Source organism: Clostridium neonatale (assembly GCF_001458595.1).
Classification (GTDB): domain Bacteria; phylum Bacillota; class Clostridia; order Clostridiales; family Clostridiaceae; genus Clostridium; species Clostridium neonatale.
In genome coordinates, this window is sequence record NZ_LN890325.1 from 1 (window position 1) to 14,661 (window position 14,661).

Annotated in this window: 13 protein-coding genes and 1 other annotated feature; of the genes, 6 read left to right on the top strand and 7 right to left on the bottom strand. The window is 29.9% G+C overall.

What is annotated here, in order from left to right:
• Positions 1 to 259: 259 nt before the first annotated feature.
• Positions 260 to 1,018, bottom strand: a sequence feature (16S ribosomal RNA rRNA prediction is too short).
• Between the two features lie 561 nt (positions 1,019 to 1,579).
• The 7 genes from gyrA to dnaA all read right to left on the bottom strand — a co-directional run bounded on the left by gyrA (position 1,580) and on the right by dnaA (position 10,399).
• Complete coding sequence (gene gyrA / locus BN2920_RS01130) at positions 1,580 to 4,066, bottom strand: DNA gyrase subunit A (protein WP_058293224.1); 2,487 nt, start codon at positions 4,064 to 4,066, stop codon at positions 1,580 to 1,582.
• A gap of 25 nt (positions 4,067 to 4,091) precedes the next feature.
• Complete coding sequence (gene gyrB / locus BN2920_RS01135) at positions 4,092 to 5,999, bottom strand: DNA topoisomerase (ATP-hydrolyzing) subunit B (RefSeq protein ID WP_058293225.1); 1,908 nt, start codon at positions 5,997 to 5,999, stop codon at positions 4,092 to 4,094.
• A gap of 33 nt (positions 6,000 to 6,032) precedes the next feature.
• Positions 6,033 to 6,284, bottom strand: coding sequence for an extracellular matrix regulator RemB (gene remB, locus BN2920_RS01140; RefSeq protein ID WP_058293226.1), 252 nt, complete (start codon positions 6,282 to 6,284; stop codon positions 6,033 to 6,035).
• Positions 6,285 to 6,297: 13 nt separating this feature from the next.
• On the bottom strand, positions 6,298 to 7,383 hold the full coding sequence (gene recF, locus BN2920_RS01145) for a DNA replication/repair protein RecF (RefSeq protein WP_058293227.1): 1,086 nt from the start codon (positions 7,381 to 7,383) through the stop codon (positions 6,298 to 6,300).
• 62 nt (positions 7,384 to 7,445) lie between these two features.
• Positions 7,446 to 7,652: an RNA-binding S4 domain-containing protein gene (locus BN2920_RS01150; RefSeq protein WP_058293228.1), complete on the bottom strand. Its 207-nt coding sequence runs from the start codon at positions 7,650 to 7,652 to the stop codon at positions 7,446 to 7,448.
• A gap of 36 nt (positions 7,653 to 7,688) precedes the next feature.
• Positions 7,689 to 8,789: a DNA polymerase III subunit beta gene (gene dnaN / locus BN2920_RS01155; protein WP_058293229.1), complete on the bottom strand. Its 1,101-nt coding sequence runs from the start codon at positions 8,787 to 8,789 to the stop codon at positions 7,689 to 7,691.
• Between the two features lie 260 nt (positions 8,790 to 9,049).
• Positions 9,050 to 10,399 (bottom strand): chromosomal replication initiator protein DnaA, encoded by a 1,350-nt coding sequence (dnaA, locus tag BN2920_RS01160; protein WP_058293230.1) that lies wholly within the window; start codon positions 10,397 to 10,399, stop codon positions 9,050 to 9,052.
• Positions 10,400 to 10,903: 504 nt separating this feature from the next.
• Here dnaA and rpmH point away from each other — a divergent pair.
• From rpmH to mnmE, 6 genes are all read left to right on the top strand, one after another.
• Complete coding sequence (gene rpmH / locus BN2920_RS01165; protein WP_058293231.1) at positions 10,904 to 11,038, top strand: 50S ribosomal protein L34; 135 nt, start codon at positions 10,904 to 10,906, stop codon at positions 11,036 to 11,038.
• Between the two features lie 61 nt (positions 11,039 to 11,099).
• Positions 11,100 to 11,486, top strand: coding sequence for a ribonuclease P protein component (gene rnpA / locus BN2920_RS01170; RefSeq protein WP_058293232.1), 387 nt, complete (start codon positions 11,100 to 11,102; stop codon positions 11,484 to 11,486).
• Positions 11,449 to 11,658: a membrane protein insertion efficiency factor YidD gene (gene yidD / locus BN2920_RS01175; protein WP_058293233.1), complete on the top strand. Its 210-nt coding sequence runs from the start codon at positions 11,449 to 11,451 to the stop codon at positions 11,656 to 11,658. Before rnpA ends, yidD begins: the two co-directional genes overlap by 38 nt.
• 22 nt (positions 11,659 to 11,680) lie before the next feature.
• On the top strand, positions 11,681 to 12,457 hold the full coding sequence (yidC, locus tag BN2920_RS01180) for a membrane protein insertase YidC (RefSeq protein WP_058293234.1): 777 nt from the start codon (positions 11,681 to 11,683) through the stop codon (positions 12,455 to 12,457).
• A gap of 39 nt (positions 12,458 to 12,496) precedes the next feature.
• Positions 12,497 to 13,120: an RNA-binding cell elongation regulator Jag/EloR gene (jag, locus tag BN2920_RS01185; protein ID WP_058293235.1), complete on the top strand. Its 624-nt coding sequence runs from the start codon at positions 12,497 to 12,499 to the stop codon at positions 13,118 to 13,120.
• Between the two features lie 148 nt (positions 13,121 to 13,268).
• Complete coding sequence (gene mnmE, locus BN2920_RS01190; RefSeq protein ID WP_058293236.1) at positions 13,269 to 14,651, top strand: tRNA uridine-5-carboxymethylaminomethyl(34) synthesis GTPase MnmE; 1,383 nt, start codon at positions 13,269 to 13,271, stop codon at positions 14,649 to 14,651.
• Positions 14,652 to 14,661: the final 10 nt, after the last annotated feature.

A 14,661-nucleotide genomic window follows, 5' to 3' on the forward strand; every position in this document is an offset into this window, starting at 1 on the left:
AGTCTGGGCCGTGTCTCAGTCCCAATGTGGCCGATCACCCTCTCAGGTCGGCTACGCATCGTCGCCTTGGTGAGCCATTACCTCACCAACTAGCTAATGCGACGCGGGTCCATCTTATAGCGGATTACTCCTTTAATTGCTATATCATGCGATACTACAATCTTATGCGGTATTAATCTTCCTTTCGAAAGGCTATCCCCCACTATAAGGCAGGTTACCCACGTGTTACTCACCCGTCCGCCGCTAATCCATTTCCCGAAGGAAACTTCATCGCTCGACTTGCATGTGTTAGGCACGCCGCCAGCGTTCGTCCTGAGCCAGGNCGGTATTCTTCCTAATCTCTACGCATTTCACCGCTACACTAGGAATTCTCCTTTCCTCTCCTGCACTCTAGATATCCAGTTTGGAATGCAGCACTCAAGTTGAGCCCGAGTATTTCACATCCCACTTAAACATCCGCCTACGCTCCCTTTACGCCCAGTAAATCCGGACAACGCTTGCCACCTACGTATTACCGCGGCTGCTGGCACGTAGTTAGCCGTGGCTTCCTCCTCAGGTACCGTCATTATCGTCCCTGAAGACAGAGTTTTACAACCCGAAGGCCGTCATCACTCACGCGGCGTTGCTGCATCAGGCTTTCGCCCATTGTGCAATATTCCCCACTGCTGCCTCCCGTAGGAGTCTGGGCCGTGTCTCAGTCCCAATGTGGCCGATCACCCTCTCAGGTCGGCTACGCATCGTCGCCTTGGTGAGCCATTACCTCACCAACTAGCTAATGCGACGCGGGTCCATCTTATAGCGGATTACTCCTTTAATTGCTATATCATGCGATACTACAATCTTATGCGGTATTAATCTTCCTTTCGAAAGGCTATCCCCCACTATAAGGCAGGTTACCCACGTGTTACTCACCCGTCCGCCGCTAATCCGTTTCCCGAAGGAAACTTCATCGCTCGACTTGCATGTGTTAGGCACGCCGCCAGCGTTCGTCCTGAGCCAGGATCAAACTCTCAATAAAAAGTTTAATCTTTGCTCTTACTCTTATAAAAGAATTGCTGGTTTACTAATTGTTTATTATATTCTGTTCAATTTTCAAAGACCATTTTCTTTTTCATAACTTTCGTTATTACTTTGTCGCCCTCAAGCGACTTTCTTAGTTTAACACCGCTTTTTACATCTGTCAACAACTTTTTTTATTTTTTTTATTTGCATCAAACTTTACAATTGATACTTAAAAGTTTTGCCCTCAGTTCCTAGCGACGTATTACATAATAACACATGTATTAATCCGATATTAATACATGTTCTTATTTTTGTTAGATTATTATTATATATCTTTCATTTTCTTTATCTTTCTAAGTTTTTTATATAATGATACACCTGGATAGTAGTACATAGTATACTCCATATATCTTGCTTACATTCTTCTCTAAAGAATAAACAGATACCCTTTTTTATTGAATATCTTTTTAAAACTCTAGTATTTTTATTTAATACTAATCTTAACTATATTCTACAATAATATTCTTCTATGAAATTAAAGAAGGTAATTAATGATTAATTACCTTCTTTATTAATATTATTCTTCTATTGGTCTTTCATCTTTCTGTTCTATAACTTCTGAATCAATTTCTTCTTTTTCATCATCATTACTTAATATTTTCGCTATAGCAACTACTTTTTCAGTATCACTAGTTCTCATTAAAGTTACACCCATTGCAGATCTACTTGTAACTGAAATATCTGATACATTAATTCTTATAGCTACACCACTAGAGTTTATAAGCATTAACTCATCATCAACCTTACAAACTGTAGCACCTACTAATTTTCCTGTTTTTTCACTAATTTTATATGTGATTAAACCTACCCCACCTCTATTTTGAACTTTATATTCTTTTATAGGTGTTCTTTTTCCAAATCCATTTTCACTTATTACTAACAATTCTTCATCATCAACTGCGATATCCATACATACAGCTATATCATCGTCTTTTAAGTTAATTGCTTTTACTCCTGATGCCGTTCTACCCATAGCTCTAACATTTTGCTCATTAAATCTAACAGCATATCCATTCTGTGTTACTACTATGATATTAGCATCTCCGTAAGTGTTTTTAACTTTAAGAAGCTCATCCCCATCTTTTAAGCTTATAGCAATTAATCCATTCTTTCTTAGATTTTTAAATTCACTTATATGTGTTTTCTTAACTATACCTTGTTTAGTTCCCATAAATAGGAATCCCTCTTTTTTACCATCTGCTACAGTTAATACAGTTTGAATCTTTTCATCTTGTTCTATTGCTATAAGATTTATTATATTAGTACCCTTTGCCTGTCTTCCTGCCTCAGGTATTTCATATGCTCTTAATTTATATACACGTCCTCTATTAGTAAAGAATAGTACATCAGAATGAGTAGATGTTATCATAATATGCTCAACAAAGTCATCCTCTTTAGTTGTCATAGCTTGAATTCCTTTTCCACCTCTTCTTTGTGATGAATATGTATCAGAAGGAATTCTCTTTATATATCCAGAATTAGTTAATGTTATTACAACTTCTTCTTCTTGTATAAGATCCTCAATGTCAATTTCATTTACTACTTTTTCAATTTTAGATCTTCTCTCATCTGAATATTTATTTTTTATTTCTATTAGTTCGTCTTTTATTACTCCTAATAGTTTTTCTTCACTAGCCAATATAGAATTCAAATATTCTATTAATTTCATTAATTCATTATACTCTTCTTCAATCTTATCTCTTTCTAATCCTGTTAGTCTTCTAAGTCTCATTTCTAATATAGCTTGAGACTGCTTTTCTGATAGACCAAATCTTTCCATTAAAGTATTTTTAGCTATTTCAGTAGTCTTAGAATTTCTTATAATGCTTATAACTTCATCAATGTTATCTAAAGCTATTTTTAATCCTTCTAAGATATGTGCCCTAGCTTCTGCTTTATTTAGATCAAATACAGTTCTCCTTGTTACAACTTCTTTTTGGAAATCTATATAGTTTGATAATATTTCTTTTAAATTTAATACTCTTGGCTCATTATCAACTAATGCCAGCATTATAACTCCAAATGTATCTTGAAGTTTTGTATGTTTATACAAAAGATTTAATACAACACTTGGATTTGCATCTTTTTTTAGTTCTATAACAATTCTCATGCCTTCTCTATCTGACTCATCTCTTAAATCAGATATTCCAGTAATCTTTTTATCTTTTACTAAATCAGCAATATTTTCTATAAGTCTAGCCTTATTAACTTGATAAGGTATCTCAGTAACAATTATTCTATGTCGTCCACTCTCTTCTTCTATTTCTGCATCTGCTCTAACAACAATTTTTCCTTTCCCAGTTTCATATGCAGCTCTTATTCCTGCCTTTCCCATGATTATTCCACCAGTAGGAAAGTCTGGACCTTTTATTTTAGTCATAAGATCTAGAACACTTGTTTCCGGATTATCAATAAGCATAATAGTCCCATCAATTATTTCGCCTAAATTATGTGGTGGTATGTTAGTTGCCATACCAACAGCTATTCCAGATGAACCATTTACTAAAAGATTAGGAAATCTTGATGGTAAAACTACTGGTTCTTGTTCTTCTCCATCAAAATTAGGCATAAAGTCAACAGTATTCTTATTAATATCCCTTAATATCTCTACAGATATTTTATTCATCTTTGCTTCTGTATATCTCATAGCAGCTGCACTATCACCATCTACAGAACCGAAGTTTCCATGACCATCAACAAGCATATATCTCATTGAGAAGTCTTGTGCCATTCTTACTAATGCATCATAAACTGAACTATCACCATGAGGATGATATTTACCTAATACGTCTCCGACTATTCTTGCACATTTTCTATAGCCCTTTTCTGGTGTTAATCCTAATCCTTGTAGCGAATATAGTATTCTTCTATGAACTGGCTTTAATCCATCTCTTACATCTGGAAGAGCACGACCAACTATAACGCTCATAGCATAGTCTATATAGCATTTTTTCATCTCTTTGTTTATATCTACAGGTATAACTTTTCCCTCATTAAAATCCATGTACTTCACCTCATATTATTCAGTACTAAATATCTAAATTAACAACGTTCTTCGCATTTCTTTGAATAAATTCTTTTCTTGGCTCAACTTTTTCACCCATTAATATTGTGAAAATTTCATCTGCTGCCATTGCATCCTCTATATCAACTCTTAGTAAAATTCTCTTTTCAGGATCCATTGTTGTATCCCATAATTGAATTGCATTCATTTCACCAAGTCCCTTATATCTTTGAATATCAGTAGAGTTATCTTTGCCTCCAATCTCTGCTAATATTTGATCCAACTCTGCATCATTATAAGCATAGTTATCATTCTTATTCTTTGTTACCTTATATAGTGGTGGCTGCGCTATATACACATGCCCATCTTCTACTAACTTTCTCATATATCTATAAAAGAATGTTAATAATAAAGTTCTTATATGTGCACCATCAACATCGGCATCAGTCATTATTATTATTCTATTATATCTAATTTTTTCTATATCAAAATCATTACCGATTCCAGCACCAAAAGCTGCAACCATAGATCTAATAGTATCTGCATTTAATATTCTGTCTAGTCTTTGCTTTTCAACATTTAATATTTTACCTCTTAAAGGCAAAATTGCTTGGAATTTTCTGTTTCTTCCTTGCTTAGCAGATCCCCCTGCTGAGTCTCCTTCGACTATATATATTTCACATTCTTTTGGATCTTTAGATGAACAATCAGCTAACTTTCCAGGCAATGTAGTTCTTTCCAATACAGATTTTCTAGTTAATTCTCTTGCTTTTCTAGCAGCATCTCTTGCTCTTGCTGCCATTAATGCTTTATCAACTATCATCTTACTTACATTTGGATTTTCTTCTAAAAATGTGCCTACATTTTCTCCTACAATTGAATCAACAATACCTCTTACTTCACTATTACCTAATTTAGTTTTAGTCTGTCCTTCAAATTGTGGATCTTCTATCTTTACTGATACTACAGCTGTAAGCCCTTCTCTTATATCTTCTCCTGATAAGTTCTTATCATTTTCTTTTATATGTCCATATCTTTTTGCATAATCATTAAATACTCTTGTTAGTGCTGTTTTAAATCCAACTAAGTGAGTTCCACCTTCTGCTGTATCTATATTATTAGCAAAAGAAAATATATTTTCCGTATATCCATCGTTATATTGAAGTGCTACCTCAACTGATACATTATCTTTTATTCCTTCAACATAAATAGGCTCTTCATGAATTGGAACTTTATTTCTATTTAGATAAGTAACAAATGACTTTATTCCACCTTCATAATGAAAAATTTCTTCATTTTGATCTCTTTCATCAATTAATTTTATATAAATGCCTTTATTTAAAAACGCAAGTTCTCTTAATCTTTGTGAAAGAATTTCAAAATCAAACTCTAATTCCTCAAAGATTTCCGGATCTGGCTTGAAATATATCATAGTACCAGTTTCATTGCTTTCGCCTATCTTTTTAAGATCCCCTAGTATCTTTCCTCTTTTATAACTTTGTTGCCATACATGCCCTTCTCTTTTTACAGTTACTGTACAATCTTCTGAAAGAGCATTAACTACAGATGCACCAACACCATGTAATCCACCTGATACTTTGTAACCTCCTCCGCCGAATTTTCCACCTGCATGTAGAACCGTCATTATAACTTCTACCGCAGATCTACCCATTTTGTGATGTATTCCAACTGGCATACCTCTACCATCATCAGTCACTGTAATTGAGTTATCATTATTTATTTTAACTTCTATTTTCTTACAGTACCCTGCTAATGCCTCATCTATACTATTGTCAACAATTTCATATACTAAATGATGAAGACCTCTAGAACTTGTAGTTCCAATATACATTCCTGGTCTCTTTCTTACAGCTTCTAGACCTTCAAGTACCTGTATCTGATTTTCATCATACTTTTTATTTTCTTGTTCCAAATCAGATTCCTCCTATAACTAATAATTTTAAAACTATATTATACCAATTCTCTTTGTTAATGTTGTAGAAGATATAGGTGATAAATATATCTTACTCACATTATCTACTTCTGCCAAAATAAATGATTTTGGATTTTCATTTGATATTCTTTCAACAAATCCATCTTCTTCTGCAAGCCTTAAAAATTGTATTGTATCAGATCCATACATTGCCCTATCTAAGTCGAATATTCCAATTATATTGTCTATAGAAATTACTATATTTTCACCTAAATGTAAAAACATTTTTAAACCTCCTTTAATCGATTATTTTTCCATTATAAACATTGAAAATCTTCCCATTGTTATCTAGATAATCTTTTAAATCTTCAATTCCTGTACTGGTTATTATAGTTTGGATATCTTTGATAGTACTTAATATATATTTTTTTCTATTTCCATCAAGTTCTGAAAGTACATCATCCAATAATAAAACTGGATATTCCCCTGTAGTTTCTTTAATTATCTTTAAAGAGGAAAACTTTATGGTTAGAATTGCTGTTCTTTGTTGTCCTTGCGAGCCAAATGTTTTCACATCTATTCCATTAATAAAAATATTAAAATCATCTCTATGTGGACCTATCAAAGTTAAACCACGTTCTCTATCCTTATTCAAATTATTTCTTAACTTCAACAAAAAATTCGACTTTATATCATTCACTTCTCCTATTGTTGAAGTATATTTAAGATTGATATTTTCTTTTCCCGATGTTATCTCATTATGTATATCATTACCATAATAATTTATCTTATCTATATATTTTAACCGTTCTTTTATAATATAATCAGCATATTGGGCTAATTGTAAATTATATACCTCAATAAATTCATTATCTAAGGTTCTATTCTTTAATAGTGTATTACGTTCATTTAACACTTTATTATATTGAACTAAATTAAAATAATATTTTTTATTTATTTGGGATATTTCCATGTCTAATAATCTTCGTCTCAAGCTTGGAGATTCTTTTATTACTTTTAAATCCTCTGGAGAAAACATAACAACATTAAAGCTACCAAATAGCTCATCAATCTTACTAACCTTAATTGAATTAACTTTAATAGCTTTCTTTCCATTTCTCAATATATTTATGTCTATTTTTTTATCCAATCTACTTTTGCCAACGAGAATACTTATATAAGCATTCTCGTTATTCCACTTTATGAGTTCTTTATCTCTAGATGTTCTATGTGATTTAGCAAAAGCACAATAATATACAGCCTCTAAGATATTTGTTTTACCTTGAGCGTTATCACCTTTAAAAACATTAACGTTTCTACTTAAATTTAACTGTAGGCTTTCATAATTTCTATAATTGATTAAACTTATATTTTTAATATACATGTAATGCACCTATAACAATTATAACATAAATATAATAATAAATTTTACTATACTTTTTATAACTATATAATTTTATAATCGATGTTATCAAAATTTACAACATCACCTTTTATTAACTTTTTACCTCTTTGAGTACAAATTTCCCCATTAACACTAACTAATCCATCTTGTATTAAAAATTTTGCCTCTGCTCCTGATCCAACAATAGCTGCCCACTTTAAAAATGCATCTAATTTTATAATTTCCGTATTAATTGATACCTCATTCATTTTTACGCATAAATATACCTATGTATACTTTTCTCCTTATCTCATCAATCTAACTGGTAATACCAAGTATTTAGAATTTTCATTATCTTTTTCTTCAAGTACACACGGAGTAATTCCAGATGTCATTTTCATTAATACATCATCACTTTCAATGTTCTTCAACACATCTAAAAGGTATCTAGAATTAAATGCAATTTCTATTTGCTCACCTTGCAATTTTATTTCTATTTCTTCTCTTACCTTTCCCAATTGAGAATTCGAAGTTATTATTAGATTATCTTGTTGGAAGTCTAATTTAATTAAATTGGTATTACCATCCTTAGCCATTAGTGAAGCTCTCTCAATGGCATTTTGTAATTCTTGTCTGTTAACATTGACTAATAATTTGTGTTCTTGAGGTAAAAGTGAAGTATAATTTATATATTTTCCTTCTAATAACCTAGAAATTATTTTAGTTTTTTCTAAATTAAATAATATATGATTATCGGTAAATGTAATATCTACTATGTCATCAATATCTTCTAATATTTTAGACACTTCATTTAATGTTTTTCCTGGTATAACAACTTCTATATCCATATCGCTATCTAAAAATTCACTTCTAATTGCCAATCTATATCCATCAAGTGCAACTAAATTTAAATTTTTATTCTTAACTTCAAATAAGATTCCTTGTAGTATAGGTCTAGTTTCGTCTTGAGCTATAGCAAAAGATGTTCCTTTAATCATGTTTTTTAGTATATTTTGATTAACTGATATTTTTAAATTTTCATTTATTTGAGGTAATTCTGGATATTCAGTAGTATTCATATAAACTACATCAAATACTGATTTTTCACAAGTTATTTTAATTAATTGATTTTCTATTGTTTCTATTTTTATTGTTGAGTTAGGTAATTTTCTTATTATTTCTCCAAATATTTTAGCATCTATAACAATAGATCCCTCTTCTATAATATCTGCATCAACAACTGTTTGTATACTAACATCCATATCAGAACCTATTAATGTCAAACCTGAATTATTAGCTTTTATATAAATTCCTTCTAAAATAGGCATTGTTGATTTTCCTGTTATTGCTTTTTGTACTATAGAAATTCCTTCTAAAAATTTTTGTTTTTCACATTTAAAGATCATGAGTTATCCTCCTTATTTTATTAACAAGATTTAAAAAAATATATAGATAAATATATAGATATTTATTAGTAATAATAGTAGTAGGAGCTGTTAATTTGTTGATAAGTACTCTAATCTAAGAGAAATCAACAGAATTTTATGCAAAAATAGTGTGGATAATTTATTGATAATCTTATTATGTTATCCACAGTTATTAACATTCAATTATCTTTTTTATGTTATCCACAATATATGATAAAGTTATTATATACAGCTGTTAATTAATTTTGAGTTAGCTTTTTAGTTATATTATTTACAGTATGTTGTAGTGTGTCATCAGTCTTCAAATTTTCAGAGATCTTCTCGTATGCATGTATAACAGTTGTATGATCTCTTCCGCCAAATTCTTCTCCTATTTTAGGCAAAGACATATCCGTTAGTTTTCTACTAAGATACATTGCTATCTGCCTAGGATATGCAACGCTTCTTGTTCTTCTTTGGGATTTCAAATCTTCTATACGAAGATTATAATAACTTGCAACAATGTCTTGAATTGCATCTATAGTTACATGTTTTCCTTGCTTTTTAGATATTATGTCTTTTAAAGCTTCAGTAGCTAAATCTACACTAACTTCTCTATTAGTTAAAGACGAATACGCTATTATTCGTATTAACGCTCCTTCAAGTTCTCTTATGTTTGATTTTATCTTACTAGCTATATATCCCATAACGTCATTTGCAACATTTAAATTTTCAACATCTGCTTTCTTTTTCAAAATTGCCATTCTAGTTTCAAAATCAGGAACTTGAATATCTGCTATTAATCCCCATTCAAATCTTGATCTAAGTCTATCCTCAAGTGTTGGAATTTCTTTTGGTGGCCTATCAGATGATAGAATAATTTGCTTATTTGCATCATGTAATGCGTTAAAGGTATGGAAAAATTCTTCTTGTGTACGTTCTTTACCAGCTATAAATTGGATATCATCTATTAATAAAACATCTACATTTCTATATTTACTTCTGAATTCTTCATTTTTATCATCTTTTATGGCATTAATTAATTCATTAGTAAATTTTTCAGATGATACATAAACAACCTTTGCATTAGGATTACTCTCTAAAATATAATGTCCTATCGCATGCATAAGGTGCGTTTTTCCGAGTCCAACACCTCCATATATAAATAAAGGATTGTATGCTTTAGCTGGTGCTTCAGCAACTGCTAATGATGCTGCATGAGCAAATCTATTGCTATTACCAATAACAAATGAATTAAAAGTGTACTTTGGATTAAGTGTTGATGACATTTCATCATTAACTATAATTGATCTAGTTGGTTTATCTGATTTTATTTTTGAGTTTTCTTTATCAGAAGCATCAGAAAGTATTACAAATTCAATATCATATAACTTTGAACAAACAGCTTTAATTGAATTTGCAACTAAATCTTTATATCTTTTATTTAAAATGTCTTGAGTAAATGAGTTAGGAACACTTATTTTTATGCTAGTATTAGACATCGATATTGGTTGACAGCTTTTTATCCAAGTATTAAAGCTAACTTCACTTAGTTCACTTTTTATAATATTTAGGGTTTTTTCCCAAAGGTTATTTAGATCGGTATCCATTTATGTTCCTCCAAATAAATAAATTAAAATTTTTTATTTATACATTATGTACATATTATCAACATAGATATTAACATATTATATTTATTTACAATTATGTATATAAGTATACTAACATGTTAATAATTATGTTTATGAAATCAGATATTTATAAATAATGCACAACATTATGAAATTTGTTATAAACAAGGTATATTGCTGAATAATAGAGGGGTTCTATAAATAATTCATAATAAAACAAACAAGTTATGCACAATTTTATCAACAGGTGTGGATAAGTTTTACATTTAAAAGGTTATTCACAATAGTATATTTATCATAACATAAGTAAAACTACTTATTCAATAAGTTATCCACAAAAAAACTGTCATCAATTTATAATTATCAACAAATATTGTTTTCTTGACAGGATTTTAGTATCTATATATAATAGAAAGGTAAAATTTAAAATCGTGATATTATAGTTTTGACTATAAAATATTATTTTAAGGGGGTGCATGTATAATGTTCATGACTTATCAACCTAAAAAGAGACAAAGAAAAAAAGAACATGGTTTCAGAAAAAGAATGAGCACTCAATCAGGAAGAAACATTCTTAGAAACAGAAGAAGAAAAGGAAGAAAAAAATTAACAGCTTAAGGGCCGCAATAAGTGGCCTTTTTTCTGCAAATGCAGGAAAAAAAGGAGTTTGTGAATATCTATGATTTATAGATTAAAAAAAAATTTTGAATTTATGACTCTATACAGAAGAGGAAAATCTTTTGCAAATGATATATTAGTTATGTATATACTTAAAAATAAGAGGAATAAGAATAATGATTTGGGTTATTATAGCAAAATAGGTATATCTGTTAGTAAAAAAGTAGGAAATAGTGTTGTTAGAAGTAGATGTAAAAGATTAATAAGTGAAAGCTTTAGATTAAACTATGAAAATGTAAAAAAAGGATACGATTTTGTTTTTATTGCTAGAAAACCATTAAAAGATAAAAGCTATTTTGAGGTTGAAAAAGCAATGCAAAATTTATTAAAAAAGGCAGGCTTATATAATAATGAAGAAAATATTGATAAGTCTAATAAAATTTTATAGGAAATATATTTCACCAGCAAAACCTTCGTGCTGTAGATTTACGCCAACCTGTTCACAATATGCTCTTGATGCTATAAACAAATATGGAGCATTAAAAGGTGGAATAATGGCATTTTACAGAATACTTAGATGTAATCCTTTTTGTAAGGGTGGATATGATCCGGTAAAGTAAGGCGTAGGAGGGAGTTTAATTAATGTTTCAAAAGATAGTTGACTTTTTGGCTTCTATATTTAATTATTTGTATGAATTTGTTCATGTACAAATGGGAATATCTGATAAGGGTATTTCTTATGTTTTAGCTATTTTTATATTTACTTTAATAATAAGACTATTAATATTACCATTAAATATAAAGTCTGCAAAATCAACAAGAGGTATGCAGAAAATTCAGCCAGAAGTTAAGAAACTTCAAGAAAAGTATAAAAATGATCCACAAAAAATGAATGAAGAAGTAATGAAACTATATAAAGAAAACAATGTTAGTTTAACAGGTGGATGTTTACCTTCTTTATTACCATTACCAATATTAATGGCTTTATATTGGGTTTTTATGGGGATAAACGATTTAGATGGAGTTCCGTTTTTATGGCTTAAAAGTTTAGGTGGACCAGACCAATTGTTTATATTACCTGTGTTAGCAGCATTAACAACTTATCTACCATCATATTTAATGACAAAAGCTCAACCAAGTCCAGCGGAAGGTGGAATGGATATGAGAACTATGAATTTTGTTATGGCCGGAATGATGGGATTCATGTCTATAAAATTTAAATCAATATTAGTTTTATACTGGATTATGGGAAATGCAATTCAAGCTGTTCAAACATATTTCTTGAATTATAGACCAGCTATGGAAGAAATGAAAAAGACACAAGTTAATGAATCAGAAAGTAAAAAAGAAAAGTTTTCAATGAATATTGATGAACCTAAGAATTTAGCTAGTACTAAAAAGAAAAAAAAGAAAAAATAATAAGAATTTTTTATTACTCTTAGGGTGGTGAATTGATATATGAAATCAATTGAAGTAGAAGGTAAAAATATTGAGGATGCTTTAGAAAAGGCGTTGAATGAGCTTAATACTACTAAGGAAAAGATTAATTTTGAAATTATAGATCCAGGAGCTAAAGGATTATTCAATGTTATTGGATTTAAGCCTGCTAGGATTAGGGTTTCAATGAAATACGATTATATAGAGGAAGCAAGAAAATTTATAGCTAATATACTTAAATGTGTGGGATTAACAGCAGAAATATCTATTACAGAAAAAGATGATGCTATAAATATTAATCTTTATGGCAAGAAGATGGGATTAATAATTGGATATAGAGGCGAGACATTAGATTCAATCCAATATTTGTTATCACTAGTAGTTAATAAGTCACATGATATTCCTCATAAGAAGGTTATACTTGATACTGAAAATTACCGAAGCAAAAGAGAAGAAACTCTTAAAGGTGTGGCTATAAAATCAGCTAATAGAGTTATAAAAACAAGAAAAACACTAAAATTAGAGCCTATGAATCCTTATGAAAGAAGAATAATTCATTTTGCTCTTCAAGATAACAATTTAGTTAATACATATAGTGAAGGTGAAGAGCCGTTTAGAAGGATTGTTATAGAACCTAATAATTAGAAGAAAGCCTAGAGGCTTTCTTTTTTTAAGTTATAAAAAAGAATAAGTGCTGTATTTTTGACTAATTAAATTTTGTTATGTAAAATTGATATTAGTTTAAATGGGTATAATAATATAAAAGACTTCTTTAAGAGGAGGACAATATACAATGAAAGAATTTGATACTATTTGTGCAATTGCTACACCAATTGGCGAAGGTGGAATATCTATAATAAGAATTTCAGGAAATAATGCTTTAGATATGGCTAGTAGTATTTTTAGACCTAAAAATAAACAAGATATAAAAAATATGAAAACTTACACCATGAGATATGGAAATGTAATAAATGCAGAAAATAATGAGATTGTGGATGATGTAATATTAAGTTACATGAAAGGTCCATATAGCTATACAGGAGAAAATGTTGTAGAAATAAATTGTCATGGGGGCGTTGTTGCAACTAATAGAGTGCTTAATGAAATAGTTAAGGCTGGAGCAAGATTATCAGAGCCGGGTGAATTTACTAAAAGAGCATTTTTAAATGGAAAGATTGATTTAAGTCAGGCTGAAGCTGTAATAGACATAATAAGAGCAAAGACAGAATTATCGATGAAATCTGCAATAATGCAAAGCAAGGGTTCATTATCAAAAGAGATAGGAGAATTAAGGAAATATTTATTAAATGTATTAGCTTTAATTGAATATGCCGTTGATTTTACAGAAGATGATGAAGATATAATAGACGATAATTTATTATTCCAAATTAAGGATGGAATAAATAAAACAATAGAAAGAATAAAGAAGCTTTTGAAAAATGCTGATGAAGGTAAGATAATAAGAGATGGATTAAATATGGTTATAGTAGGTAAACCCAATGTAGGAAAATCATCTTTACTTAATGCTTTGCTAAAAGAAAAAAGAGCTATTGTTACTGATATTCCAGGTACTACTAGAGATATAATTGAAGAATATATAAATATTGATGGTATTCCTGTTAGAATAATTGATACTGCAGGGATCAGAGATACAGAAGATACTGTAGAAAAGATTGGTGTTGAAAGATCTAAAGAAAAAATAGAAGAAGCAGATTTAGTTGTTTTAATGATGGATTCATCTAGAGAAGTAGATGATGAAGATAAGCTAATAATAGATGCTGTTAAGGATAAAAAATACATAACATTGTTAAATAAAATTGACTTGAATAGAAAAATATCAGATGATATAATAGGAAATTTAAGAAATATAATAGAAATATCAGCTAAAAATGAAATTGGTATAGATAATTTAAAGGATAAAATAAAAGAACTATTTTTCGATGGAGAAATAGATTCAGAAAGTTTAATAATTTCTAATACTAGACATAAGCAAGCATTATATAGAGCATTAGAAAACTGTACTATTGCATTAGAAAAAATACAGTCAAATGAATTTTTAGATCTGATATCTATATATATAACATCAGGAATGAGAGCATTAGGCGAAATTACTGGTGATGAACTAGAAGAAGATTTATTAAATAAAATTTTCAGTGAATTTTGTGTAGGAAAGTAGGGAAGGAGCA